The 26,331-nt window shown below is 68.8% G+C and carries 21 protein-coding genes and 2 pseudogenes; 12 read left to right on the forward strand and 11 right to left on the reverse strand.

From position 1 onward, the window contains the following. Nucleotides 1-33 precede the first annotated feature (33 nt). Nucleotides 34-1,638 carry an IS1182 family transposase gene (locus tag ABT025_RS16090; protein ID WP_350994315.1) on the reverse strand — a complete coding sequence of 535 codons (1,605 nt, stop codon included), beginning with the start codon at nucleotides 1,636-1,638 and terminating at the stop codon, nucleotides 34-36. Nucleotides 1,639-2,337: 699 nt separating this feature from the next. Between ABT025_RS16090 and ABT025_RS16095 the strand changes: the two genes are divergently transcribed. Then, nucleotides 2,338-5,796 carry a S8 family peptidase gene (locus ABT025_RS16095; protein ID WP_502971955.1) on the forward strand — a complete coding sequence of 1,153 codons (3,459 nt, stop codon included), beginning with the start codon at nucleotides 2,338-2,340 and terminating at the stop codon, nucleotides 5,794-5,796. Nucleotides 5,797-6,016: 220 nt separating this feature from the next. Here ABT025_RS16095 and ABT025_RS16100 read toward each other — a convergent pair. The 3 genes and pseudogenes from ABT025_RS16100 to ABT025_RS16110 form a co-directional block, all read right to left on the reverse strand. Further along, nucleotides 6,017-6,521: pseudogene (locus ABT025_RS16100) on the reverse strand (DUF4232 domain-containing protein); the annotation flags it as partial. An 818-nt stretch (nucleotides 6,522-7,339) separates the two neighbouring features. Continuing rightward, complete coding sequence (locus ABT025_RS16105; RefSeq protein WP_502971956.1) at nucleotides 7,340-9,658, reverse strand: M4 family metallopeptidase; 2,319 nt, start codon at nucleotides 9,656-9,658, stop codon at nucleotides 7,340-7,342. 606 nt (nucleotides 9,659-10,264) lie between these two features. After that, nucleotides 10,265-10,438, reverse strand: a complete 174-nt coding sequence (locus ABT025_RS16110; protein ID WP_350994319.1) for a hypothetical protein — start codon at nucleotides 10,436-10,438, stop codon at nucleotides 10,265-10,267. 209 nt (nucleotides 10,439-10,647) lie between these two features. Here ABT025_RS16110 and ABT025_RS16115 point away from each other — a divergent pair, with 209 nt between their 5' ends. After that, entirely contained in the window at nucleotides 10,648-10,884 is a 237-nt protein-coding gene (locus tag ABT025_RS16115) for a hypothetical protein (RefSeq protein WP_350994321.1), read from the forward strand. A gap of 53 nt (nucleotides 10,885-10,937) precedes the next feature. Then, nucleotides 10,938-11,819: an IS5 family transposase gene (locus ABT025_RS16120; protein WP_350994323.1), complete on the forward strand. Its 882-nt coding sequence runs from the start codon at nucleotides 10,938-10,940 to the stop codon at nucleotides 11,817-11,819. A gap of 324 nt (nucleotides 11,820-12,143) precedes the next feature. On the opposite strand, the gene ABT025_RS16125 is transcribed toward ABT025_RS16120, so the two are convergent. After that, nucleotides 12,144-12,773, reverse strand: coding sequence for a TetR/AcrR family transcriptional regulator (locus tag ABT025_RS16125; protein ID WP_350994325.1), 630 nt, complete (start codon nucleotides 12,771-12,773; stop codon nucleotides 12,144-12,146). Nucleotides 12,774-12,897: 124 nt separating this feature from the next. Between ABT025_RS16125 and ABT025_RS16130 the strand changes: the two genes are divergently transcribed. The 6 genes from ABT025_RS16130 to ABT025_RS16155 all read left to right on the forward strand — a co-directional run bounded on the left by ABT025_RS16130 (nucleotide 12,898) and on the right by ABT025_RS16155 (nucleotide 18,920). Then, entirely contained in the window at nucleotides 12,898-13,845 is a 948-nt protein-coding gene (locus tag ABT025_RS16130; RefSeq protein WP_350994327.1) for an NADP-dependent oxidoreductase, read from the forward strand. Nucleotides 13,846-13,962: 117 nt separating this feature from the next. Next, complete coding sequence (locus ABT025_RS16135) at nucleotides 13,963-14,895, forward strand: NmrA family NAD(P)-binding protein (protein WP_350994329.1); 933 nt, start codon at nucleotides 13,963-13,965, stop codon at nucleotides 14,893-14,895. Between the two features lie 374 nt (nucleotides 14,896-15,269). Beyond that, on the forward strand, nucleotides 15,270-16,202 hold the full coding sequence (locus ABT025_RS16140) for a caspase family protein (RefSeq protein WP_350994331.1): 933 nt from the start codon (nucleotides 15,270-15,272) through the stop codon (nucleotides 16,200-16,202). A gap of 49 nt (nucleotides 16,203-16,251) precedes the next feature. Continuing rightward, complete coding sequence (locus tag ABT025_RS16145; RefSeq protein ID WP_350994333.1) at nucleotides 16,252-16,959, forward strand: P-loop NTPase family protein; 708 nt, start codon at nucleotides 16,252-16,254, stop codon at nucleotides 16,957-16,959. A gap of 53 nt (nucleotides 16,960-17,012) precedes the next feature. Further along, complete coding sequence (locus tag ABT025_RS16150; RefSeq protein WP_350994335.1) at nucleotides 17,013-17,720, forward strand: hypothetical protein; 708 nt, start codon at nucleotides 17,013-17,015, stop codon at nucleotides 17,718-17,720. Nucleotides 17,721-18,401: 681 nt separating this feature from the next. Then, on the forward strand, nucleotides 18,402-18,920 hold the full coding sequence (locus tag ABT025_RS16155; protein WP_350994337.1) for a hypothetical protein: 519 nt from the start codon (nucleotides 18,402-18,404) through the stop codon (nucleotides 18,918-18,920). A 90-nt stretch (nucleotides 18,921-19,010) separates the two neighbouring features. On the opposite strand, the gene ABT025_RS16160 is transcribed toward ABT025_RS16155, so the two are convergent. From ABT025_RS16160 to ABT025_RS16175, 4 genes are all read right to left on the reverse strand, one after another. Beyond that, nucleotides 19,011-19,802, reverse strand: a complete 792-nt coding sequence (locus ABT025_RS16160; RefSeq protein WP_350994339.1) for a class I SAM-dependent methyltransferase — start codon at nucleotides 19,800-19,802, stop codon at nucleotides 19,011-19,013. Between the two features lie 272 nt (nucleotides 19,803-20,074). After that, nucleotides 20,075-20,893, reverse strand: a complete 819-nt coding sequence (locus ABT025_RS16165; protein ID WP_350994341.1) for an SAM-dependent methyltransferase — start codon at nucleotides 20,891-20,893, stop codon at nucleotides 20,075-20,077. An 81-nt stretch (nucleotides 20,894-20,974) separates the two neighbouring features. Further along, on the reverse strand, nucleotides 20,975-21,226 hold the full coding sequence (locus ABT025_RS16170; protein WP_350994342.1) for a DUF397 domain-containing protein: 252 nt from the start codon (nucleotides 21,224-21,226) through the stop codon (nucleotides 20,975-20,977). Continuing rightward, nucleotides 21,223-22,089 (reverse strand): Sco1979 family transcriptional regulator, encoded by an 867-nt coding sequence (locus tag ABT025_RS16175; RefSeq protein ID WP_350994344.1) that lies wholly within the window; start codon nucleotides 22,087-22,089, stop codon nucleotides 21,223-21,225. Before ABT025_RS16175 ends, ABT025_RS16170 begins: the two co-directional genes overlap by 4 nt. A 371-nt stretch (nucleotides 22,090-22,460) precedes the next feature. Between ABT025_RS16175 and ABT025_RS16180 the strand changes: the two genes are divergently transcribed. Then, complete coding sequence (locus tag ABT025_RS16180) at nucleotides 22,461-22,865, forward strand: ATP-binding protein (RefSeq protein ID WP_350994346.1); 405 nt, start codon at nucleotides 22,461-22,463, stop codon at nucleotides 22,863-22,865. A 191-nt stretch (nucleotides 22,866-23,056) separates the two neighbouring features. Continuing rightward, nucleotides 23,057-23,437: a hypothetical protein gene (locus tag ABT025_RS16185; RefSeq protein WP_350994348.1), complete on the forward strand. Its 381-nt coding sequence runs from the start codon at nucleotides 23,057-23,059 to the stop codon at nucleotides 23,435-23,437. Nucleotides 23,438-23,633: 196 nt separating this feature from the next. On the opposite strand, the gene ABT025_RS16190 is transcribed toward ABT025_RS16185, so the two are convergent. Beyond that, complete coding sequence (locus ABT025_RS16190) at nucleotides 23,634-24,557, reverse strand: LLM class F420-dependent oxidoreductase (RefSeq protein ID WP_350994350.1); 924 nt, start codon at nucleotides 24,555-24,557, stop codon at nucleotides 23,634-23,636. A 206-nt stretch (nucleotides 24,558-24,763) separates the two neighbouring features. On the opposite strand from ABT025_RS16190, the gene ABT025_RS16195 reads away from it, so the two are divergent. Beyond that, the gene (locus ABT025_RS16195) at nucleotides 24,764-26,209 is read left to right on the forward strand and encodes a glyceraldehyde-3-phosphate dehydrogenase (protein WP_350994352.1); all 1,446 of its coding nucleotides are present in this window, start codon (nucleotides 24,764-24,766) and stop codon (nucleotides 26,207-26,209) included. Between the two features lie 5 nt (nucleotides 26,210-26,214). Here the strand turns inward: ABT025_RS16195 and ABT025_RS16200 are convergent. Next, nucleotides 26,215-26,331: pseudogene (locus ABT025_RS16200) on the reverse strand (ABC transporter ATP-binding protein); the annotation flags it as partial.

The raw sequence follows: 26,331 nt of genomic DNA on the forward strand, positions 1-26,331 counted from the left end.
GCGACTCTGTCGGGGATCTTGGATGTTCGGGGGTCACTTGCCTTGTCGCCACCAGCTTTCCCAGGTCAGGTCCCGTGCGTCGAGGTAGAGCTGAAATGCTGTGAGTGGTCGCGGGTGGTCGGTGGCTGGAGGCGCGTGGGTCGCGAGGCGTTCGAGGTTGATGGCGATGGCGGTCAGAACGTGTTGCACGTGGGTCTTGGCGACGCCGTGGTAGCGGCTACGGCGCGCCCGGTGTCCGTTGACGAATTCACAGATGGTGCCCTCAACGCCGGAGCGGGCCGCGTAGCGGCGTCGCCACTGGGAATCGTGCTGGTCGGTGCGGTTGAGGGCTTGGAGTTCGTGCAGGTGACGGGGGAGGAAGTTCACTGTGCGTGCTGAGGCGCCCCTCGCGCAGAGGGACCGGTCGGGGCAGGGATCGCACTGGCGGGCTGCGAAGCGGACCACCGCGTAAGGAGCCATGGCAGGTGGTTCGAACCGGCGGTCACTGGTCTCTCCGTTCGGGCAGATGACGCGGCGGCGGTCGAAATCGATGCTGAAGGCTTTCCGGGTGAAGCCGGTCTGCTGTTTCTCCTGCCAGGATCCGGACGCCTTGACCGGGCCGACGAGCTGGACCTGATGGTCCCGGGCTGAGCGGTCGAGCAGGGCCGCGGAGGTGTAGCCGCCGTCGACGAGGTGCTCGGCGGGCAGCAGCCGGCGGGAGTGGAGCCGGGCATGGATGCCGGGCATGGCCTGACTGTCCCTGGTCGGGATGGTGGTGGCCACATCAGTGATCAAATTGACGCTGTCGTTGGCGTCGCAGGTCTCGGTGACGTGAACCAGGTAGCCGCTCCAGCGAGTGTTGCCCCGTATCGCCCGACGGGACTCGGGGTCGTAGGGCGAGATGATCCTGAGTGCTCCGCGGGGCTGTCCGTCTCTGTCGCCGCGGGACCGGAGGTTGCCGCGGGTGTCGATGAGGAAGTTCTGCACCATGATCTGCCGCAGGGCCTCGGAGCGGGGTCCGCGTGTGGCGGGCGGGAGGTGTTCCAGGAGCCGACGGGCGTCGGCCCCGGCCTGCTTAAGGCGGGTGGCGGGGTGGCTGGGCTGGCTCGCCAGACGCACCGGGCGGCCGTAACGTTTGGCCCAGTCAGCATTCACCAGCTCGTCGAGGACCTCTGGAGCACACCGGGCCGCTTCCTCCAGCGCGGCGCGTACCGCTTCGAGAACCAGTTCCAGGCGGGTCAGCTCGCGGGCGGCGGCCAAGACCTGAGTGGAGTCGGTGCGCTGCCGTCCGCGCTCCTTGAGTAGCCCGGCAGACCGCATCCGCTCCAGGGCCAGGTCGAGAAGGCTGTCAGCTCGATCGCCCTCGCGCAGGCGGTCGCGGAAGTCGGTCAGGACGCTGTGGTGGAAGCCCGGGTCGTCCAACTCCATGGCCAGGGCGTACTTGAAGTCGATACGGCAGCGCACCGCCTCGGCGACCTGCCGGTCGGAAAGGTTGAACAGGAACTGGAGCACGCACACGGTGGCCAGTTGGGCGGGCGAAAGGCCGGGACGGCCATCGCGGGAATACCAGGAGGCGAAGTCCTCATCACGCCACAACCCGTCGAGGTGGTCGCGGACCCACATCGCAGTGGTGCCACGAGGGTTGCTGGCACGGGCCATGCGCACGGTGAGCGCCGGGACCTCCGCACCAGGTCGAGGACGGATTGACACCGATCACCTCGGGAGACATGAGCGGGACTTGAACGAACTCCCGCAGTGTCCCGAGCAATCAAGGACGGCGTCCTTAAAACCCCAAGATCCCCGACAGAGTCGCTCACTGGCGCGAAGAGTTCCATGTGCCACTGGATGCTCCGGGCCACACTCTTAGGCAGGGGCACGGCACGTCTCGAACCTTTCGGCCCTTGGGAAGCGCGAAGCCCGGCGCGGCTTGTTGGTGGAGACCACCTGCTCGCGTAGCCCTGGTCGGCGCCGATCCGCGACCCGCAGTGGGGATCTGACGATCTCACGTCCCAGGTCGGAAACGGGTGGCCTTGGGCCGAGAATCCGTCTACCAGGAGCTTCGTCGTTCCGTGCAGCTTTCACTCATCAACATACCCACACCGCGGCCAGGTTGCCTTCGGCGTCGTGAGTGCGCTGATTCTGGCGATGTTCATGGCCATTCGCCAGAGGCCACCACGGCTGCCGATGGCGGGCCACGCGCAGATCCCGGCGGCCACCTATATGACGATCCGTCAGTAAATTTGCGACTGTCGAGACCAACCTGATGGAGGGCCACCCCGTCTCTAAAGCGAGCCGTTGAACGGAATGGGCAGGGCGCCGGGGTTAACGGCGTCGCTGACGGCTCCTGCCCGATTCCAAATGTCAGGAGTTCAAGTGGAGTTGAGCGCAAGATTCTTTCGTTCGGCCGTGGCCGCGGGAGCGGTCTCCACGGCCCTTCTGCTGGCCGGCCTCCCGGGCGGTGCGGCCCAGGCCGCGCCGTCCGGTGAGCAGCCCGACGGAAGTTTCAGGACGCTTTCCGAGGGCGTGAGCGGCGTCGGCAAGGACCGGGAAGTCAAGACGGTGACACTGGTCACCGGCGACCGGGTCCGACTGGACGGGGCCGGCAAGGTCGCCGGGGTGGAGCGGGCGAAGGGCCGGGAGCGGATGCCGTTCTCGGTCCGGATGGTCGGGGGTCACACCCACGTAGTGCCTGGTGATGCGCAGTTGCTGCTGGCGCAAGGCAAGCTGGACGTCAGGCTTTTCGACGTGACCCAGTTGCTGGCGGACGGCTACGACGATGCCGGCCGCTCCGATCTGCCACTGATCGTCACGTTCCGGGGCAAGAAGGCGCCCTCGATGAGTGCGTTCACCGGGGCTGGTGCGCGTGTCGGCCGGGCCCTTCCGGTCGTCAACGGCCATGCGGTGCGTCCCGTGAAGAAGCGCGGCGCCGATTTCTGGGACGCCGTGACCGACTCCGGCGCCGCCCGCAGGGCTGACGGATCGGCGGAGTTCACCGACTCAGCCGCTGTCGAGAAAATGTGGCTGGACGGCAGGCGCAAGGCCAGCCTCGACAAGAGCGTCCCGCAGATCGGTGCGCCGACGGCCTGGGCCGCCGGGTTCGACGGCACCGGCACCAAGGTCGCCGTACTGGACACCGGGATCGACACCACCCACCCCGACCTGGCGGGCAGAGTGATCGAGGAGCGGGACTTCTCCGACTCCCCCTCCGGTACTGCTGACAAGTTCGGCCACGGCACCCATGTGGCATCCATCACGGCTGGTACGGGAGCCGGGTCGGACGGCAAGTTCAAGGGCGTCGCCCCGGGTGCGAAGCTCCTGAACGGCAAGGTCCTGGACGACGCCGGCTACGGCTCGGACTCCGGCATCATCGCGGGCATGGAGTGGGCGGTGGCGCAGGGCGCCGATGTCGTCAACCTCAGCCTCGGTGGCGTCGACACGCCCGGCATCGACCCGCTGGAGGAGACGGTCAACCGGCTCTCCGCCGAGTCTGACACGCTCTTCGTCATCGCGGCCGGCAACGAGGGTAGGGACGGCGAGGGAACCGTCGGTTCGCCCGGCAGCGCCGATGCGGCGCTCACCGTGGGCGCGGTCGACAAGTCCGAGCAGCTCGCCGATTTCTCCAGCCGTGGCCCCCGCGTCGGCGACAGCGGGGTCAAGCCCGACCTGACTGCGCCCGGTGTCGCCATCACGGCCGCTGCGGCCGCCGGCAGTGTCCTGGCGGACGAAATCCCCTCCGACATACCCGGCTACCTCACCATCGACGGCACCTCCATGGCGTCCCCGCATGTCGCGGGCGCCGCTGCCATCCTGGCCCAGCAGCATCCCGACTGGACGGGGGAGCGGCTCAAGGCGGTCCTCACCGGCTCCGCGAAGCCGGGCTCGTACAGTTCCTTCCAGCAGGGCACCGGCCGCACCGACCTGGTCCGTGCGATCGAGCAGAGCGTCGTCACCGAGCAGAAGCCGATCGACTTCGGCAAACAGCAGTGGCCGCACACCGACGACAAGCCGGTGACCAAGAAGCTGACCTACCGCAACCTCGGTGCGGAGCCGGTCACCCTGGACCTGTCCGTCGAGGCGTTCTCGGTCGACGGCAAGCCCGCGGCCGAGGGCATGTTCGCCGTGTCGCCTCCGCAACTCACCGTGCCGGCGGGTGGCGAGGCGACGGCCGACGTGACGGCGGACACCCGCGCCGGTAGTGCCGACGGCTCCTTCGGCGGCTCGGTGGAGGCCATCTCGAAGGACGGCAAGGTCCAGGTGCGTTCCGCCGTCGGCGTTGAGCGCGAGATCGAGTCGTACGATCTGACGCTGAAGCACATCGACGAGAACGGCGAGCCGACCGACGACGCCGTCACCGATGTCGTGAGCTTCAGCAACGACTTCTACGGGACCTACGCCGCCGAGGAGGACGGCGAGCTCACGGTCCGGCTGCCCAAGGACGACTACAGTCTCAACGGGCTGATCCACCCATCGGACGAGTCCACCACCCACGCCGTACTGGTGCAGCCGAAGCTGAGCCTGGACAAGGACACCAGCGTCTCCGTCGACGCCCGGAAGGCACGGCCGGTGGACATCACCGTGCCCGACGCCGCGGCCAAGAACACCACAGCCATGCTGAACTACACCTACGCCCGGGCCGAGGGGCAGCGCGAGGGCAGGTTGGAATACCTCGCGCCCACCTTCGAGGGCACGGGGTTCGGGCAGCTCGGGCCCGACCTGCCCGCGGACAGGACATCCACCCTGTTCGCCGGTGACTGGACACGGCAGGGCGACGAGGGCCGGCCGGTCACCTACCACCTGGGCTGGAACCGCAGCGGCCGGCTGGGCGGCTTCGCCGCCGAGGTCGAGCAGGATCAGCTCGCCGAGGTCGACCTCCTGGCGGGCACACCCGCCGACGGCCGGACGGGCCAGTTCGAGGTGTCTCCCCACACGGCCGACGGGGACCTGGTCGTGGGCCTCAACAGCCAGAGGGGAGCCCTGCCGGTGCGCACCACCGAGTACATCCTCGACAACGGCGTCAAGTGGTCCCTGCGTATGTGGCAGACCACGGGCGAGGGCCGCGAGACGCGCTCCGAGCAGTTTCTGATGAGAATGCCGAGGACTTGGCAGGGCGGACAGAACTACACCGAGCGGTTCGACGTCGGCGTCTTCGGCCCGACCCTGAACGGTCCCACGGACCCCGGACCGGAAGTCCTGTACCCCGGTGTCGGGCGGTACGGCAATGTCATCAGGGCCTACCTGCCGCTGTTCGGCGACGGCGCAGGTCACTGGGGCATCTCCGACACCACTTCGGGGAAGAGCACGCTCCTGGCGGACGGCAAGGAGATCGCCGACGACTTCGAGACTTCGCCGACCGACGGCGTCACTGAGTACACCGTTCCCGCCAAGGCCAGCACGTACAAGCTGACCGTGGAAAGCTCCCGTGATCCCGCGGTGTATCCGGTCAGCACCCGCGTCAAGGCGGAGTGGACCTTCCGCTCCGCCACGACCTCCGAGGACGGCTTCACCAAGTTGCCGCTGTCGGTGATCCGGTTCTCTCCGGAACTGAGCCTGTCCAGCACGGCGGAGGCGGGCAAGCAGTTCGCGGTTCCCTTCACCGTCGAGGGCGCAGCAGCCGGCAAGCTTCCCGCGAAGCTCGCCTTCGAAGTCTCCTACGACGAGGGCGCCACCTGGCAGCCCACCCGTGCCGTCGACGGCACGCACCTGTCACTGAAGCACCCGGCGGAGGCGGGCTCCGTCTCCCTGCGAGCCAAGATGACCGACCGCGCCGGCAACACCCTGGTCCAGACGATCGACCGCGCCTACAACACCACCCGGTAACCCGGAACCGGTAGATCCGGACCTTGCACTCGGCTGCGCCCGGGGTGGCGTCACCACCCCGGGCGCAGCCGCGCGTCGGGGATCAGGGCTGTCGCAAGGTCGAATTTCAGGTGTGAACGTGCGGGTCGCTGGGGATGTCGAAGAGGTCGAGCGGGGCGGTGTGCGGGGCGAGTGCGATTGCTCGGCGGGCATCAGTGATCGAAGTACCCTTCCTGCGAAGGAAGTTCATGACGGTGTAATCGCGTGTGCCGCAGTCGTCGAGATGCAGGCCCACGACGCGCAGTCCCATGGCCGCGTCGCCGTCGTCGGCGCTGACCTGGATCCCGGAGGTGGGGCACGCGCCTGGTTCGGCCGGCGCCTCGCTCGCGGGGACCTTCGCCACTTCGAGCACCCGAGTAGTAGGTCAGGGTCTCGGTGCCCTCGTTGGTGACCTCGTAGGTGGCAATGACCCCGGAGTCCGTAGCGAGGCTGTCCGCGGAGACCAAGTGGCCGCCGGTGGGTGAGAGGGAAGCCGACGGGAGGGCCAGCGAGGTGATCCGTACGCCGTCCTTGCCCGGATCATCGGCCTGCGTACGGGACGGCGGTTCGGCCGCGCCGGCGTCGGGGCTCCCGGCGTCGGCGCGCTCCGTCCCGCAGCCGGTGAGCAGCAGAGCGGTCGCGGCGAGCGCCGACAGGAAAGGGGCGGTGCGTGCGACAGCCGGACGGAGGGGGGCTGGTGTGCGCATCCGCGCAGGAACGCGGCAACGTGGAGCAGGGTTCGCGGCATCGACTGAACATCGGCTCGACCGTCGACGCCACGAGAGGCCTTCCGCCCGGGCCGGACGGGGCCAGAGGGTGACGGCGATCCCGTCCTTCGCAGCTACGGCGACCTGAACGATCGGACCCGCCGGTCGCGGATCAACTGCGAGGTTCACGGATGGCTCCTACTGCAAGAACGGTCGGCCCTTCCCTGCGCTGATGCCGCCGGCCTGACGGAAAACCCCCGGCCCTGAACGACGGGACCGGGGGTCTCCCTCATGGAGCGCCGGGCATGCCTTGCAACTGCATCTCCCCGCAGGAAGCGGGGCGCCTTTCCATGGACTACCGACGCATCACCTGCCACCAGAAAGGTTGGTGGCCCGTGCGAGATCCGCTTTATCGCAGTTCGGAGGTGGACAGCACACGGCCGGCAGGTTTTCCGTCCGCTCACCGGGCGAACGCCTGGCCTCGTGGGCGTCGCCCGCTCGACAGTGCATGGGCGGGGGTGCCGATCTCTTCTGGGTGCCGGGCTCTCAGGCCCGCCGGAACAGCAGAGGACCGGCCCGGCAGGGGCCGGCTTGCGCAGCGTGCTCATGGTGGGTGAGCAGGTGGGAGTTCGCCGCGTACAGGCCCGTGCCCGAGGCTCCCGCCACCTGCGCCCACATGGTCCCGGGCGCTCGCCGGTTGCCCCCGGCACGGGCTGCGACGCGCCCCACCCGGTCAGCCCGGATGAGGCGCGAAGAGAAGAGAGTACCGTCGTCGTTACGGAACGCCGGGCGTTCACCGGCAATGGGTCACCGGAGGATCAGAACGTGAGCTTCCAGCTGTCGATGTAACCGGCATCGAGCGAGTACATGTCCTGCACCCTCAGCAGCCAGGTACCGTCGGCGAGTTCGGCGGAGGCGTCCACGGTGTACGTGGTGTGGATGTCGTCGCCGGAGTCATTGCCGACGTTCTTCAGCCGGTAGGCCGTGCCGTCGGGTGCGACCAGGTCGATGACCAGGTCACCGCGGTAGGTGTGGATGATGTCCACCGTGACCTGGAGCGCGCTGGGCGCGTTGCCGGGGCGGCCGGACACGATGAGCGGGGATGTCACCGCGCTGCCGTGGTCGGGGATGTCCACGTTTCCGGGATTGACGAAGAAGTCGCCGCCGGACGGGATGACGGTCCACGAGAACGTTGTCGAGGCGGTGTCCTTCTGGCCGCTGACGTCGACTGTGACCGTGGGTGTGAAGTCACCCACCGCGGTCGGGATACCGGAGATGACGCCGGTGGCGGAGTCGATGGACAGTCCGCCGGGCAGGTCGGTGGCCGAGTAGATCAGACCTGCGGCCCGGCTGGTGTCGGCGCTGATCCGAGCCGTGACGGGCTGGCCGACTGCGGCCTCCTGATCGCTCGGCGGGGTGATCGCGATGTGATCGACGAAGCGGGAGCCGACGTTGACGGCGGCCCAGGTGTTGCCCACCGCCTCGTAGGCTTCGCTGGACCGGCCGAACAGGTCGGCGGCGGCCTGGAGCGTCGCCACGCGGGCGCCCGCGTAGTCGGTGCTGGACGTCATGTACGTGGTCAGTGCCCGGTACCAGACGTTGGTGGCGTTGTGCAGGCCGATGCCGGGGACGGCCGAACCGTCGGCGGTCGGGCTGTCGTAGGCGACACCGTTCACGGTCTTGGCACCGCTGCCCTCGGCGAGCAGGTAGAAGAAGTGGTTGGCCGGACCTGAGGAGTAGTGGACGTCGAGGTTCTTGGTCGTGCGCGACCAGAAGTCCTGCGAACGGCCGTCCTTCGAGGGCTTGTCCATGTAGCGCAGCGGGGTGCCGTCGCCGTTGATGTCGATGAGTTCGCCGACCTCGTAGTCGGGGGTGTCGTCGGGGTTGTCCGCGTAGAACTCCACGGCTGTGGCCAGGATGTCGCTGGTGGCCTCGTTGAGGCCACCGGACTCGCCGCTGTAGATCAGGTCGGCGGTCGACGCGGTGACGCCGTGGGACATCTCGTGGGCGGCGACATCGAGGGCGGTGAGCGGGGCCGCGTTGCCCGTTCCGTCGCCGTAGGTCATGCAGAAACAGCTGTCCTGCCAGAAGGCGTTGACATAGTTGTTGCCATAGTGGACGCGGGAGTAGGCCGCGCGTCCGTCGTTGGCTATTCCGTTACGGCCGAACCGGTCGTGGTAGAAGTCCCAGGTCTTCCCGGCGCCGTAGGCGGCGTCCACGGCCGCGGTCTGGACGTCGGCCGGAGTGCCGTCGCCCCAGACGTCGTCGGCGTCGGTGAACAGGGTGCCGGTGCCGGATGTCCGGTGCCCGAGGTCGTAGGTCCTGTGATTGCGCTGGGTGTCGTTCAGCTCGAACAGCCCGTCGGTGCCCCGGGCGCTGGAGATGTTGACCTCACCGCTGAACTGACCGGTGCCGGTGCCGGTCCGAACGCCCTCGAACTCGCGCAGCGTCTTGCCACTGACGGCGTCGGTGACGACGTGCAGCTCGCTGGCGGTGCCATCGTCCTGGACGCCGGTGACGACGGTCTCCCAGGCAAGGGCGGGCTTCCCGTCGGCCGCCCACACGACGAGCCGCGGGGCGCCGTCCTGCTCGGTGTCGAGCGTGCCCTCACCGTCCGCGGCCTTCAGCGCGGACTTCGCGGCAGTCGCCGCCGGAAGGGTGGCCTTGGTGGTGGGCACAGCGATCGCCGCGTCCGTGGCCTTGGTGACGGTCCGGCTTCCGGACCGCTGGTGGACGATCAGATCGCCGCCGAGGACCGGGAGCCCCGCGTACGTGCGCTCGTACCGTGTGTGCACGGTGCCGTCGGCGTCCTTGAGGACGTCCTTCGGCAGCAGTTCCTCCTTGGCACCCAGCTTCAGCGCGTCACCCAGGGACGCACCGGCCTGCTTCGCGGACTTCAGCAGGCTGCCGCGCTGGGCGGGGGTGAGCTGGACGGGCTGCGCGCCCGGCCTCGGCTTCGCGGTGATCGTCACGGGCTTGGCCGGGTCGGGGTGGGGCTCGGCACTCACTCCGGAGACCGGAAGTGCCACGGCGAGCAGTGCCGCGGTGAGCACCAGCGCACCGGTCGCAGCGCGGTTGCGCAGTGGATCGCGTCCTACGGGGAAGAAGGTTCTGTTCGGACGTCTGTCGCTCGTCACTCGTACTCCTCTGGGCTGCGAAGCGATTCCTGGAGAGCGGCTGTGCGGTGCGGCGATCTTCCCAGGAGAACGCATGACATGTCTGCGCCGAACAGGATCAACGACTCGAAGTGCGCTCTTGCGATTCCGTTGGTTCCAAGGTCCGCAGATGATCACCTGCCGCTTTACACGGCTGGAACATTGATCGGCCGTAATGACTTCAGCCACATGCGCACACCGCGCGCCGGCGAACGCCGCCGCCCTCGATCCGGCCCCGGGGCTTCGTCGCCGTGAACAAGGACCGGCTGCCCCTCTTCCACTTCCCGTCCTTGGCGACCCGGCCTCAGCCCGCGGGCCCGACAGCTCTACAGCGGTTCCAGGATCTCCCTGAGCTCTTCAGCGGTGGGAATCCACTCCCCGGCCGCCGCGTTGGCCCTCACCTGATCCGGCTTCGTGGCCCCCGCGATGACGAACTACAGCCCGGGCACGCGGCAAGGCCACCGGCCGCGATGTCCAGGACGCTGCGACCGTACTTCCCGCCCCACGCGATCAGCGCCCCTACGGTGTCGAGCCGCGCCTTCGTCACCTGATACGAGCTCTCGGCGATGTGACTACTCAGGTGCTTGATTACGCGTGAGCAGGTGGTAGCCAGACGTTTCCGGCGAAGAGGTCGTGGAGGATGGTCACGGGGTTGAGGCCGTGTTTGCGGGCGGTGGAGAGGTGGGAACGCACCAGCAACCATCGGTTGGCGCCGTCGAGGGTGCGCCAGCCGCCGGAGACCTTCATCTGGATTCTGGCCATGCGGATATCCTGCCCGGCCTGGTTGTTGGTGAGGGCACCGTCAGGTCGTGCAGGAAGCGCAGGATGTCCTCGCGCCGGCGGTGCAGGCGGTCGATGAGCTGCCGGGCGAAGGTCTTCTTCGTCTTTGGCGGCGGGTCAGGGTTGGTGGAGCGTCCCGACTCGCACTGCCCGGTCGAACTGCGCTTCCTCGTCGACCAGACGCGGTCGGCGTGACACTTGCCCCTCTCTTCCCGGACCCGACAAGAGCGGTCGATGACGTCCTCGTCGACAACGGCTGGCGGGCCCACGCCCTCGAACACCACCTCACGGCCGCCGAAACCGGTGCCGCCATAACCGAGGGCCTGGTCGGGGGAGTGCGATGGGGGATGCCGCCGTACCCCGGTGGGCGCTCGTCGCGGAAAACCGGGAGTACGAACACCTCGATCAACTGCCGTACGTCGACCTAGGTCCTGTCCGATGGGTCGGGTGACCCGTCCGCCTGAGAATCGTTCCGAGAGGCGTGGGGCGAGGTGATCTGTCGGATCAGGAGTGGGCTCGGTTGGAGCCGCATCTGCCGATGAACGTAGGGCGGGGCGGTCGCTGGAAGAGTCACCGCAGGGTGATCAACGGCATTCTCTTCCGGCAACGGACCGGGATTCCTTGGCGCGATCTTCCAGCGCGCTTCGGGAAATGGAAGACGGTACATGACAGGCATCGGCGGTGGTCAGGGGACGGCACATGGGAGAAGATCCTGCGGGCCGTTCAGGCCGACGCTGATGTAGACGGACGGATCGACTGGAGCATGGTCAGCGTGGACTCGACCTCCTGTCGTGCCCACCAGCACGCCGCCGGTGCCCGTGCTGCAGCGCCGCGTATTCCAAGTCGCCCTGGCCAGCCGTTTGAGCATCGTTCCGATGAAGCTCTGGGCCGTTCTCGGGGCGGGCTAACCTGCAAGATCCACCTGGCTAGCGAGGGCGGCCGCAGGCCGCTCGCATTTCTGCTAACGCCAGGCCAGTGGGGTGATGCTCCGCAGATGATCCCGACCCTTGAACGCATCCGTGTCCCACGCACCAGTGGTGGACGTCCGCGCACGCGCCCTGATCACGTGGGCGGCGACAAAGCGTACTCATCCCGTCAGAACCGCCGGTATCTGCGGCGGCGTCAGATCAAGCACACCATTCCCGAGCGCACGGACCAGCGGGCCAATCGCCAGCGCCGTGGCAGCGCGGGTGGTCGGCCTACCGGCTTTGACAAGTCGATCTACAAACGCCGCAACGAAGTAGAGCGGACGTTCAATGCACTCAAGCGCTTCCGGGCCGTAGCCACCCGTTTCGACAAGCGTGCCTACGTCTTCCACGGAACGGTGACCGTTGCCTCGCTCCGCCTATGGCTCCGCTCGTGACGCGTCAGCAGCCCTGTTAAGGCCCTGTCTCCCGAAGCTGCCGCGAAGTGACAAGTAGCTCTCTGTCATCAGAGTGACGCTCGGTCAGACGGTGCGGGGCGGGCCCGGGGATGCCGTCGGCCCGTAGGGCGTCGAAGTCGGCGTGGGCCTGGGCGACGGCTTCGGGGTACGCCTTGCGCTTGCCGGTGGGGATGAACAGGTCGGGCGGAATCTGCTCGACGGACTCGCCGCCCGCGCGGCGCCGCAGCACGGTGTGGAGCCGACGCCGCGTCGCAGTCGACGTCACCGCTCACTGGCGTGCCCATGCACGGCGTGGTCCAAGGGCTATCGGAGCAGGGGTATGAGAACGCCGTCGACGATCTGTGCGATGTCCTCGCTATTGATCGGGCGATCGTGAACGACTCCCCAGTGGACGAGGAGGGCGATGGCGGCGGAGACCGCGATCGTGTGTCCGTCCTGGGGGTGGTTGGGTCGGGAGGGCAGGTCGCCACGCTGTGCCGCGTGGTCCAGCACGCCGGCCAGTGCCTGGTGCAGGGACTCGACGTAGCGCACGCGGATAAGGCTGCACAGCTCCGGCTCCTGGCGCGCCGTGTCCAGCAGGGCCGAGACCAGGTCCACCCGGGAGGTGTCCTGGCTACCGATGGCGCTGGCCAGGGTGGCGAGGAGTTCGTCGCGCAGGTGCCCGCTGCCGAGGATGACCGGCATGACGTCGTCGGTGAGTCCGGCATGGCTGAGGGCCTCCGCGGCGAGTTCGGCGCGCGAGGGCCAGCGGCGGTACACGGTCGCCTTGCCCACCCCGGCCCGCGCCGCGGCCTTGTCCATGGTCATGGCCGGGTAACCGCCCTCGGCGAGCAGCTCCGTCGCCGCGCGCAGGATCCGGGCGTCCCGGGCGGGATCGCGGGGCGGTCCGGAGAGGCCGGAAGGCCGCCGCAGCTGTCCACCGGGTTGTGGCATGGGACTCTCCTCGCGAACTAGGACCGATTTGTTTCGAGTATAGCCGGGCTGTTAACGTCACTGAATACCCGGAACATCTACGTCTCGGGTTGGGGGTGCTCGATTCCGACAGTGAGGTGGCGCAGTGAAGGCCGTAGGTTTCACCGAGTTCGGCGGCCGCGAGGTCATGCGGGTGCTGGAGCTGCCCGAACCGCACGCGGGACCGGGGCAGGTACGGATCAAGGTGGCCGCGGCCGCCGTCCATCCGGCCGACGTCAACATCCGCACCGGGCTCTCCGCCAAGTACAGCCCGGAGATGAACCCGCCCTCGGACGTGTACGTCGTGGGGTGGGAGATCGCCGGGACGATTGACGAGGTCGGAGAGGGAGCACGTCCGGAGCTGGCCCTGGGCACCGAGGTGGTAGCGGTCACGGAGCCGAAGCTGGACCAGGGCGGACAGGCACAGTACGTGGTCGTGCCGGCGGAATCGGTGGTCCGCGCACCCGAGGGCGTCGACCTGACGGCGGCCTCGACCCTGCTGATGGCCGCGCTGACCGCGCAGATGGGCCTGGACGCGCTGGCCCTGGCCCCGGGAGCGACGGTGGCAGTCACCGGCGCCGCCGGCGGAATCGGCGGCTACGCCGTGCAGCTGGCCAAGGCGGCCGGGCTGACGGTCATCGCCGACGCAGCGGACAAGGACCGCGACCTCGTCACGAACCTGGGCGCCGACCACGTACTCCCCCGCAGAGACGACTTCCCCCACACGGTCCGCCGGCTGCGCCCCGACGGCGCGGACGGAATCATAGACGGCGGTTCGGTGGGCGAGGCGGTGGCCGCGGCGGTACGCGACGGTGGCGCCATCGCGACCTTCAAGGGGTTCACCGGCGCCCCCGACCGGGGCGTGAGCTGGTTCCCCGTCTTCGTCTACGACCGCATCCGCGACACAGCGACTCTGACGCGGCTGCGCGACCAGGCTGAATCTGGTGTCCTCACGCTCCGCGTCGCGGGGACCTACCCGCTCGAACAGGTCACCGAAGTGCACAGGCTCATCGAGGAAGGCGGGGTGCGGGGACGGCCCGTGCTCGTGTTCTAAGCCGAGACCCCAGAACCCCGGCCACTTCAGTCCCGGCCGGCTCGGCGATGCCGTGCCGAGTCCGACAGTCCCGTGCCCGGACCCCAGAGAACACGATCAACCGAAAGAAGGCTCACCATGACATCCAACGACAAGGCCAAGGTGCTGGTCACCGGGGCGACCGGAATGCAGGGCGGCGCTGTCGCCCGCGCGCTCCTGCGCGCGGGACACCCCGTCACCGCGTTGGTGCGCAAACCCTCCTCGGCTCCCGCGCAGGCCCTGGCCGCACGGGGTGCCGTCCTGGCCACCGGGGATCTGGAGGACGCAGCCTCCCTGGAAGCGGCCGGTGCCGGACACGACGCGGTCTTCTCGGTGCAGCTGGCCAGTATCGACCCGGCCGACCCCGCCGAGAGCCGCCAGGCCGGCAACATCGTCACCGCGGCCCAGCGAGTCGGCATCACCCAGCTCCTGCACACGTCGGTGTCGGCGACCAGGTGGCGTGCCCAGCACCCGGACTTCGAGATCAACGATCCGGTGATGAAGGAGTACTGGGACCAGAAGGAAGAGACCGAGGAAGCGATCCGGCGCTCAGGGCTGCAACGCTGGACCATCTTCAAGCCCGCTTGGTACATGGAGAACTTCCTCCTGCCCCGCCGGGAGTACATGGCCCCCGAGCTGCCTCAGGGCAAGCTGGTCACCGCCATGAGCCCGCAGACCGAGCTGGCGCTCATCTGCGCCGACGACCTGGGTGCCGCCGTGGCAGCCGCCGTCGCCGCACCCGACAGGTTCCACGAGGCCGAGGTCGACCTCGCCGGCGATGCGCTGACCTACCCGCAGATGGCCGACGTCCTCTCCCAGGCCACCGGCCGCGAGATCACCACCGACTTCATCTCCCTGGGAGAGAAGACGCAGCGTAGCGGTGTATCCGCAGCGTTCGGCGACCGCTGGAACGACCGTGTCGGCTATCCCGCACGCCCCCACCACGCCGCCGCCTACGGCCTGACCACGACGCCCTTCGCACAGTGGGCAGCACGGCAGGACTGGAGCACCGTGACGGCTGAACGCAACTGAACTGACGCAGCCCTCCAGCGGGCAGCCGGCCATCACCTGACTGAAGACGCCTCGTCCTCGTCGTCGTCTTCGTCAGACCGTGGCCGGCTCGCCGCTGCGTGGGCCGGCCAGCCCGGACAAGCCCCCCAGCTTTGCTACAGAGAGCTAATTTCACTTCGCGGCAGCTCCCCGGAGGACAGGGCCGTTAAGGAATGTCCTGGCCCATCGCCCGCATCACGTCCGCGAGCCACACTAAGTGGTAACCCACGGCCCGATCCTGGCGAGCAAGCAGATGCGTCACGTGCTCCCATGACTCCGAAAGCTGCCCAATCGTGAGGGCAAGGGGTTCGGCGTCAACGCTGTACAGCTCGCCGGCTGAGACGGACCAGAAGGCCATGGGCGCCATCTTTACTCAGTCACGCTGGCCACGACCCATCGGACAGGCCCTAGACCTCGACGTCATGGCCGGAGTGTTGTCCCGGCTCGGTTACGGTACCGCGCGCCGGATCTCCGACTGCACGACCGAGGGACTGCGCACGGAGCTGGCCGACTGGGTCGAGTCCGACGACCGCGGCGAGGGCACTCTGGTCCTCTGTTACACAGGCCACGGCGATCGCAGCGCCGACGACCGCCACTACCTCCTGTGCAGGGACAGCCGCCCCGGGCGCCTCAAGGACACGGCCCTGGCCACCGAGGACGTCGTCGGCATCGTGACGGAGACTGGCCTGCGGCGCCTCTTGCTGATCATCGACACCTGCTACGCCGGTCAGGGCTCCGTTGATGCCGTTCGCGAACTGGCCCGCAGCCTGACCGCGACGCGCGAGGCTGACCAGCACCGCCTCGCGTCGTTCTCCGTCATCGCCGCCGCCCGGCCACTCGAACTTGCCGCGGACGGCGCCTTCGCCGAGGCCCTGCGCGACGCCGTCGACGACCCGACCCTCGGTGGCCCGCGCCGGCGCCAGCTGTTCGTGGAGCAGGTCGTCGACCGGGTCAACGACCTGCTCGCCGAACGCAGCCCCGGCCAGCACGCGACCTTCGGCACCCTGTGCGGCGACGAGGTCCCGCTGTTCCCGAACCCCCGGTACGCACAGGACATTCCGGCGGAGGGCGTCGACCTCTCCGAGCAACGCGTCGCGCTTGGCGCGGAAGGGCGACGGCGACGGGAGGAACTGGTCAGCCACTTCGGACCACGGGGTCGGGGAGCCGAATGGGCCGCCGAGCGGGGGATGTACTTCACCGGGCGGCATGAAGCGTTGCGAGCCCTGACAGCGTGGGTGAACGGAACGGGAAGGAGGAGGACGACGAGTACGTCATGCACAGAATGGTGACCGCGGACATCCGGCACGCCGGGCGGTGTTCAGTGCCCAGCGTCAACTCGTGGTGACCGGCAGCCCCGGCGTGGGTAAGTCCGCACTGCTCGGCCGCCTTGTCGTGGAGAACTCCGAGGTTACCCGGCGGCCCGACCTGAGCGAACTGACCGGCCTGTCCGATCCACGAGACCTTGAGTGGCTTCTCGGCGTTTTCCAGGAGAAGGGGCGTATCCACGCGGCGATCCACGCCCGTCACAAACTGTTGTCCGACCTGGTCGCGGCGGTCGCGGACGCGGCCGGGATGCCGGGCGGCACCGGTCGGGAAGAACTGCTGCATGCTCTGGCACAGCGGTCCGAACCGCTCGTCCTCGTGATCGACGCCTTGGACGAGGCGGGCACCGCGAGCGGCGACGGCGGGGGCGGCGAGGCCGAACACATCGCCTCGGTGCTCCCGCACCCCTTGCGGAGATCCCGTGTGTACGGCTCCTCGTCGGTACCCGACCGAGGGTTGTCGAAACCCTGGGCCGCCGGTTCACCACCCTGGATGGACGACCCGCAGTGGGTCCGGACAGACGCCCAGGGACATCACGTCCTGTCCTGGCAGGGCGACACCCCCGCTCCGAGGGTGTGGACCCTGCGTTCACCGACGGGTCCGCCGAGCCGGCGGAAGCACCACGATCGGCTGTGGCCCACCCTGAGCGCCGGTCAGTACGCGGCCGCCAGTCGTTCTTCGTCCTCGACAGGTTCCTCGACGCTGTCACGGGGGACGATGTGACTCCTCCGCGCGGGCACGCGGCCTCGAATCACCGCACAGTGGGCCACCCGGAATTGCCACCCCTGCGATACAGCTGGCGGGACGTGCTCCGGGGCCCGACCCATGTGACCTTCCTCGACAAAGACCCGCGTGACCTGCGGCTCCCGAACCGTCTGACACCAGGACTCGGCCGGCTCCAGGGCAAGGACGTGATCGTCGGCCCGCACACAGACTGGTTCAGAGCATGGTCGTTGGACGGAGAGCTGATCGGGCAGTGGAGCACGCACGGCAACGGGGCACCGGTGCAGTACGTCGAACACGAGGGAAACCTGCTTGCCGCGGTGCCACACGCACAAGGCGGTGAAATCCAGGTCCACTCCTTCCCGGATGGCGCACCCCGTTTCTCTCTGCTCGGGTCCGCCGTCCCTCCACCGAATGGCCATCACCTGGGCCTGTGGCGCGGCGAACCGGTGATCGGTGCCCTGCTCGACGGGGGAATCTCGGTGTTCCACGCCCTCTCGGGCAAGCCGCTGTGGCGCTACGAGGACATGAGCCACCGCCGGGCTTACCCGATCCTCCGGCTGCTCACCGTGCACGGCCGCCGCCTCGCACTCGTCGTCCGCCCCGACCAGAGCCTGACCTTCCTGGACGCCGATGCCGATCGAGTAGCCTTCCGTGTCCATTTCGGTGCCAGGGCGGACGCCGTTGCCCTCGCGGGCGAGGACCTCCTTGGTGTCCTCACCACGAAGGACTTCACCTGTCTCCGTCTCCCCGCCCACTGAAGCGACATCCCACCGACCTCGCCACCCTCCCCCGTTCTGATGTCCCGGATACGGTCGGATTCCGAGAGCCCGGCCGCCCCACCCTCGTCCGACAGACACATCTGTCGGACGAGTCACCCTTGTGCGGTTTCGGCCTGCTGTTGCGGCGATCGCTGGCCAACTGAACATGCCCTATGGGGACCAGTTGGGGACCACACGATGTCCGCACACCTGAACGGCACGCACGTCGCCGCGCGCCATGCTCCCTAATTTCTAGCTGTATGTGCAGACAAAAGGGATGACCTCTACTCCTGGGGGTCAAGGGGTCGCAGGTTCAAATCCTGTCGTCCCGACCGTGCGGAAACGCAGGTCGGAGGTCGTTCTCTCATTCGTGAGAGGGCGGCCTTTCGTGCGTCTGAGGAAGTGTGCGGCCTCCTCCGCTGTCCAGGCCCGCCGTTCCGGCGGCGGTCGGCGCACGACCGGGGGAGCGGCTGGGGCGCGGGGAGGCGACCCCGGCGGAGTGCGTCGCCGAGCGCGGCCTTCGCGGCGAGCCGTCCAGCCAGGCGGCGCCGGTCGTGAGGCCGAAGCTGGGCCGACCACCATGGCGCGCGCTACCGCGACCACTTCCGCAGCGACCTCGTCCCCGCGTTCGGCACCCTCAAGCGCCGAGGGCTTGTCGTACCCCGCTCCTATGCTCGCCCGATGACGGATTATGAAGGCACCCACCCCACGGTTCCCGTCCGAGTGGGGGACCGGTACGCACAGATCGACGAACAGCTCGCACCCGCGATTCAGGCGATGTGGGAGTGCGGGTTCGACACCTTCACCTGCTGCCAGGACGTAGGCGAGAGCAACACGGACTGGCCGGAGAAGCTGCCGCACATGGCGGAGTGGGTGGAGTCCAGGCGCGGCTGGACGCTCATCGACTTTCCTGTGGACAGCGGCCTGGCCTTCCTCTCGGCCGTGACGAACGCCGGGCTTCGGGACGCGTTCTACGTGCGGACAACGCACTGGGCGGCTCCGGACGCGTGGGACGTGACGGTCAGGCCGATGGACGTGGCGATGTTCCGGGCGGAGCTGCCGTCGCAGTTCCGCCTGCAGCTTCTCCAGGTGAGCTTCCCGGCGTACGACCTGCCGGAAGTGACCCGTCGGCTCCGCGAGCACGCCGCGGGCCGCTCGGTGCCGCCCGCCCCCGCCGACTGGAGCACCATCGGCCGATAGGGGATCGGCGAAGCCAGTGGGGGCGGGCCGGCACAGCGCTCCATTTGGCCATTCGGCGACGCGGCCGTCTCGGCCGGTCCCACGGCCGGGTCAGCCCGGCTTGACCGCCAGCGTGGCGAAATAGTTCGACATGTATGGGGCGGATGCGTTGGACTGGTGCGGCGCCTCCGCGAAGCCGGTGAGGACGAACCCCGCGGCGAGTTGCCCGCCGATCTGGTCGTTGAGGGTGTGGCTGTATTCAAGAGGGGCATCCGCGCCGAACTTCGCGGCGCGTTCCTCGGCGGAGTACTGCGCGACGTCGCTGTAGGGCAGCTTGTGCACGACGATCAGCTCGCCGCGCTCGTCGAGCGCCTCGTGGTCGAACAAGTACACATCAGGGTTGAGGAAGCCCACGAGCAGAGTTCCGCCCGGCCGCAGGACGCGGAAGCATTCACGCCATGCCGGTGCCACGTCCGGTACGAACTGGTTGGAGACCGGATGGAACACGACGTCGAACGTCGCGTCACCGAAGGCGCCGAGGTCGCGCATGTCGCCCAGGACGGTGTGCAGTTCGAGCCCGTCGCGCGCAGCCACCATCCGGTCCTGGCCGAGCTGGCGGGGTGAGTTGTCGAATACGGTGACCCGTGCCCCTGCGGCGGCGAGGATCGGACCCTGCTGGCCACCGCCGGAGGCCAGGCACAACACGTCCTTGCCGGCCAGGTCCGCCGGCAGCCAGGAGCGGTCGACCGGCTCACGCCCGATGAGGACAATCGACCAGTCGCCCATGCGGGCGCGCTCGACATCCTCGGCACTCACCGGCCTCGACCACTCGTTGCCCTCTTGGACACACTTGTCCCATGCTGCCCGATTGTGGGCAACGGGGTCGACATCAATGTCCTGCACGTTCAACTCCCTGCTACAGCCGAGCGGACACCAGCCGCACTGACAGTTCGGTGCCGCCGGCCAACACGATTGCCAGTGCGGGCTCAACGAGATCAGCAGGCATCGAGGTGTCCACGGGCCCGTCGGTTGCCGCGCAGCGGGTGCGTAGGGGCCGGCCGCCGGGGGTGAGCGGAGAGCGCCGCCCCGGCGGCCGTGGTCCTGTCTGCGCCCGAGGGGCAGGGCCTCTCCTCCGGACGGTGCCGACCACCGCCAGTCGCGTCCGGGCAGTACACCTAGCGCTTGATGCCCACGCCCGCCAGCAGGCTGATCTGCGCGTCAGCGATCTCAGCCCCTTGTGTGGCGGACTCGGCGGGCCGCCAGCGGTGGCAGCAGCAGATGCCGGGGTCGACCAGGTCGAGTCCGTCGAAGAAGCGACGGACGTCGCTGTGCGAACGGAACTGCACCGGAGACCCGGACTTGGTGTAGACCTCCGCGACCTTGTTCCAGGTGACGGGGTCGAAATCGGGCGTGCAGTGGTTCATGGCAAGGGCACTGCCCGCCGGGAGCGGGTCGAGCAGTCGGCGGACTATGGCGTACGGGTCGTGCGGGTCGGTGATGAAGTGCATGAGCGCGTTGAGGGAGAGGGCGATGGGCTGGTCGAAGTCCAGGACCCCGGCGTCCTCCACCGAGCGCATCAGCGCATCGGGGTCGGTGATGTCGGCCTCGACATAGGCCGTGCGTCCCTGTGCCGTGCTGCGCATGAGGCGTTCGGCGTACTTGAGGACGAGAGGGTCGTTGTCCGCGTACACGACGCGGGCGTCGCGTGCGACGGACTGGGCGACCTGGTGCAGGTTGGGCTCGGTCGGGATGCCGGTGCCGATGTCGAGCCACTGGCGGATGCCGTGCTCCTGCGCCAGCACCCGGGTGGCCCGGTGCATGAACGCCCGGTTCTCGCGCGCGGTCACGTAGATGCCGGGGTGAGCCTGGGCGGCGACCAGGGCCGCCTCCTTGTCGATCTCGAAGTGGTCCTTGCCGCCGAGGAAGTAGTCGTACATCCGGGCCGAGTGCGCCTTGCTCGTGTCGAGATCGCGGCCGGCCTGCCTGGTGGTCATGTTCTCCCCTTCATGCGTGGTCTGCGGGCCCGCAGTCCAGGGACGGGACGGGTGTCGTCGTCCCTTCTGCTCGCCGTCGGATCACCCGGCGGCCAAGTGGTCGGCAAGGCCCTCTTTGACCCCGCGGACGAACGCGGCGATCTCCTCGGGCGTGTAGATCAGCGCCGGCCCGGCCGGGTCGGTGGACTGGCGTACGGCCACGCGGCCGTCGGCCAGTTGCTTCGTCTCGACGCACTGGCCGCCGTTCGGACCGCTCCAGGGGCGTTCCCAGCCGTGTTCCCCGAGATGGTGGGCCGGCATGCCGTTGTAGATGCCCTCGTCGGTGACCGTCATGAGTACTCCTTGCGCATGCGGTTCAAGAGCGCCGTGCTGGCTTCGGACGACGTCAGCAGCGCCATGCGGGTGTGTGCCTCGAGATGGGAGACGACGTCCGCGCGCTGGTCCAGGTAGACCGAGGCGGACAGGAGCTCGCTGTAGACGATGTCGGGCAGTTCGGGTTCCTCGAACCGGAAGTATGTGAACGGGGCACACGCTCCGACATGCGCGCCCGCGGTGAAGGGCACGATGTCGAGGCTGACGTGCGCGAGCTCGGAGACGTCCAGGAGTCGCTCGACCTGCTCCCGCATCACGTCGGGGCCGCCCACCACCCGGTGCAGCACGGCTTCCTCCATGACCACCCACAACGTGGGGGCGTCCTCCCTCTCCAGCAGGCTCTGGCGGCGCAGCCGCAGCTCCACGCGGCGTGCGAGCTCCTCGTCACTGCCGTTCGGCAACCCGCCCCGGAGCACGGCGTGCGCGTAGTCGGGGGTCTGCAGAAGTCCGGTGACGTACTGGGGCTCGTACGTGCGGAGGGTTTTGGCGCCGGACTCCAGGCTGACGTAGGCCGTGAACCAGCTGGGGACGGCATCGCGATAGGAGTGCCACCAGCCGGGCTTGTTGGCCTGTTCGGCCAGTTCGACGAACTCGTCGATCTCCTGGCGGTCCGCGCCGAAGGTCTCCAGGAGCTTCTCCGCGTAGAGAGGCTTCAGCGCGACCTCGGCCTTTTCCAGCCGGCGGATCGTCAGGGTCGTCATGCGCAGAGCCTTCGCCGCGTCCTCCAACGAGGCACCGGCGGCGAGCCGCATCTCCTGCAGTCGACGGCCGAGGATCATGCGCAGGACTGTCGGCGCGCTCGCGCCGGAACGGGCTTCGCTCACGCCCAACCTCCTGGTGAACCGTCAACAAAGGCATTCTTGCAGCGATTTGATGTTGACGCCAGAGCGATACCCGCGCTGCTGAAATTATCAGGGAGTCGGTTGCAGCATGAGCTCTGTCACGCGCATAGTGGACGTGTGAGCGGCCAAGTCACAGGAATGACGCAGGATCCGGTCCGGAGAGGGCGCGTGAAATCGATGCCGTCGTCGGCACCCCACTGCCGGGCGCACGCCTAGGCGTGCGCCTCTCACCGCTCGATCCGCTGTTCCGCATCCCCCCACTGCGCCCCGCCTCCGGAAGGCGCTGGAAGGCGACATCCGTGACTCTGTCCACGCCCTCGGTCCCGGCTTCGGCCCCTGCCTTAGCGCAGGCCGTGCCGCGCCGGGAGTACTGGTTCGGCCTGCCCGCCCTGCGCACCAGCGCGAAATCCGCCCGCGACACCGTGCGTGACCGGCTCCGTGCCTGGCAGTTGCCCGGAGACACATGCTGCGACGCGGTGCTGCTGGTATCCGAGCTGACCACGAACGCTGTACTCCACACCGCAGGCAGCCATGTCCTGTGCGGCCTCACACTGACCGACGACGAGCGGCGCCTGCGCATCGAACTGCACGACGAGGGCACCACCCCGGTCCGCCCGTCCGAGCGCCTCGTCGGCCCCGACGAGGAGAGCGGGCGAGGTCTTCTGCTCGTTCGGCAGCTCGCGGACAACTGGGGCTCCGCACGCTCGACGCGGGCCGAAGGCAAGGTCGTCTGGGCTGAGTTGACGGCTCACCCCTGACACCGTGGGAACCGGACGACGCCGCACGCGGTGCCGGTCCCGTCAGCGATGGTCCGGATGGAGCGTGACCCCGACCGTCCGGCGGGGAAGCGGGCCGCCTGCCCGTCCGACGGCAGCGACCGCGCGGTCCCGCCGCATCCCCTTGGCGGGGGCGGTACCCCTCCTCCCCGATCCGACTGCAGAGGGCGCCCATGACTCCCCACGGTGAATCCGCTTCTCCCGTCGTGCTGTACGTGTGTGCCGACCGAGCCCCGCGGGCGCCGGGGGAAGCCACGCAGCGTGCGCAGGCGGAAGGCCGCGCGTTCGCCCGGGAGCGCGGACTGACGATCGCCGAGGTCGTCACCGACACGTACGGTGAGCCCGACCCGGCCCGGCGCAGAGGGTGGCGGCGTGTGAGGCAGCTGGCACAGACGGGCGACGTCACCGCGGTACTCGTCCGCTGGCCCAGCGCCATCGCCCCGGAGTCCGCGCGCGAACTCCGGCACCGCGAGGCTGCCTGGCTCCACGATCAGGGCGTGCGCGTCCGCTACACCTGGGCGCCCTTGTCCTCAAGGGGCCGCGAGGCCGGGTGACACGACGGGATACGGACGCCACGACGGCTGGCGCCCGGCCCGGTGTCGGGGGCATCCGCCCCCGGGCTCTCCCCCGGACGTCGGGGGCATCCCCGGCCCGCCCGCGCCGACGTCCGAGGCATCCGCCCCTCGGCTCTCCGTCCTGACGTCCGAGGCACCCGCCCCGACCGACTGACCGACCGACCGGCCCGCCCGTTCAGCCCGCCAGTTCCCCGAGCAGTTCCCACGTCCGGCGCCGGTCGGCCTCCCCGGCCAGGTCCGTCCCCGAGAACACCACCTCGGTCGCCCCGGCGTCCCGGTAACGCCGAACCTCGGCGGCGACGGTCTTCTCGTCGCCGATCACGGCCACGTCACCGGCCCGTGCGGCACCGGAGAGCCCGATGACCCGCGCGTACGACGGGAACTGCTCGTAGAACGCGAGCTGCTCGGTGGCCGTCGCCCGCGCGGAGTCGGGATCGCCGGTGACGACGCCGTGCACCAGGGCCACGATCCGGGGCGCGGGGCGGCCCGCGGCCTCGGCGGCGGCGGTGACCGCCGGGACGATGTGGTCGGCCAGGGCCCGGGGTCCCGCGAGATAGGGCAGGATCCCGTCCGCCAGCTCCCCGCTGACCCGGAGGGCCTGCGGCCCCATCGCGGCCACGAGCAGGGGGACGCCGCCCTCGGCCCCGGGGACACGGGCGGGGAGCGGGGTGGTCGCGGTGATGAGCTCGCCGTGGAAGTCGGCGTCGCCCGTCCCGGTCAGCTGTCGCAGCGCGGTGAGGAACTCGCGCAGGCGGGCGATGGGCCGCTCGTAGGGGATGCCGAAGCCCGCCTCGGTCAGTGTCTTCGTGCCGAGGGCGAGACCGAGGTGGTAGCGGCCGTGCGTGGCCGCCTGCGCCGTCTGGGCCTGGCTGGAGACGATCAGCGGGTGACGTCCGAAGACGGGGATCGCGGACGTTCCCACCTGCAGCTCCGGGACCTCGCGCCCGACGATCGCCGCGAGCTGCGGGGAGTCGGCACCGAAGGTCTGCCCGAACCAGGCGGACCGCAGCCCCGAGGCGGCGGCCTCCCGGGCGAGGTGCACCGTGGCATCGATCTGGTTGTCGGATCCGGTCGCGCTGAGTGCTACTCCTACAGTCATGTCAGGGAAAAGCAGGGGGAGTCGGCCGTGCATTCCGACCTCTTCATGACAGCTTCGTGTCCGCTGCGTGAACCCGTTCGAGCCCGGCCGGTGCGCCCCGGTCCGCGTACCCCGGGACCCCTCCGTGGCGGTCGGGCGGACCGTTTGCATGATCAAAAGAGCGACGGGTTAGCATATGAGCGCCCCCTAGCTCGAAAGATAAGCCTGTGACTGTCAATGACGACTCGTTCACCAACTGGATGCACCGCGAGGAGATCGCGGAGTCGATGATCCCGATCATCGGGAAGCTGCACCGCGAGAGGGACGTCACCGTCCTCCTGCACAGCCGCTCCCTGGTGAACAAGTCGGTGGTGAGCATCCTCAAGACCCACCGATTCGCCCGGCAGATCGACGGCGAGGAGCTCTCGGTCACCGAGACCCTGCCGTTCCTTCAGGCCCTCACCACGCTCGATCTCGGTCCCTCGCAGATCGACATCGGCATGCTCGCCGCGACGTACAAGACCGATGACCGCGGTCTTTCCGAGGCGGAGTTCACCGCCGGTGCCGTCGCGGGTGCCACGGGGGCCAACAAGATCGAGCGTCGCGAGTCGCGCGATGTCGTGCTGTACGGCTTCGGCCGCATCGGCCGACTGCTGGCCCGGCTGCTCATCGAGAAGGCCGGCTCCGGCAACGGTCTGCGGCTGCGCGCCATCGTCGTCCGCAAGGGGGCCGGTCAGGACATCGTCAAGCGCGCCTCGCTGCTGCGGCGCGACTCCATCCACGGCCAGTTCCAGGGCACGATCACCGTCGACGAGGCGAACAACAAGATCATCGCCAATGGCAACGAGATCCAGATGATCTACTCCGACGACCCGACGTCGGTGGACTACACGGCGTACGGCATCAACGACGCCATCCTGATCGACAACACCGGCAAGTGGCGCGACCGCGAAGGCCTCTCGAACCACTTGCGCCCCGGTGTCGCCAAGGTCGTCCTGACCGCGCCGGGCAAGGGCGACGTCCTCAACGTGGTGCACGGCGTCAACCACGACATGATCAAGTCGGACGAGCAGATCATTTCCTGCGCCTCCTGCACCACCAATGCCATCGTCCCGCCCCTGAAGGCGATGGCGGACGAGTACGGCGTCCTGCGCGGACACGTGGAGACCATCCACTCGTTCACCAACGACCAGAACCTGCTGGACAATTACCACAACTCCGACCGACGTGGCCGCTCCGCGCCGCTCAACATGGTGATCACCGAGACCGGTGCCGCCTCCGCCGTCGCGAAGGCGCTTCCCGGCCTGGGGGCGACGATCACGGGCAGCTCCATCCGAGTGCCGGTGCCGGACGTCTCGATCGCCATTCTCAGCCTGAAGCTCGGCCGCGAGACCACGCGCGAGGAGGTCCTGGACCACCTCCGCGACGTGTCGCTGACCTCGCCGCTCAAGCGGCAGATCGACTTCACGACCGCTCCCGACGCGGTGTCGAGCGACTTCATCGGCTCGCGCCACGCCTCCATCGTCGACGCGGGCCCCACCCAGGTGGACGGCGACAACGCGATCCTCTACCTCTGGTACGACAACGAGTTCGGCTACTCCTGCCAGGTCATCCGGGTCGTGCAGCACGTCTCCGGAGTGGAGTACCCGACATACCCCGTGCCGGTTCACTGATCCGGCAGCCGATCCGGCACCTGCCGGTCCTGGAGCTGCGCGCCCAGCAGAAGTGTCACGCGGTCGTGGTCGGCGACGGGGTCGAGACCTGCGACCAGGACCGTACCGGCGTCGGGGACCCG

The sequence above is a fragment of the Streptomyces sp. NPDC002809 genome (assembly GCF_040295435.1).
In the GTDB taxonomy this organism is placed as follows: domain Bacteria; phylum Actinomycetota; class Actinomycetes; order Streptomycetales; family Streptomycetaceae; genus Streptomyces.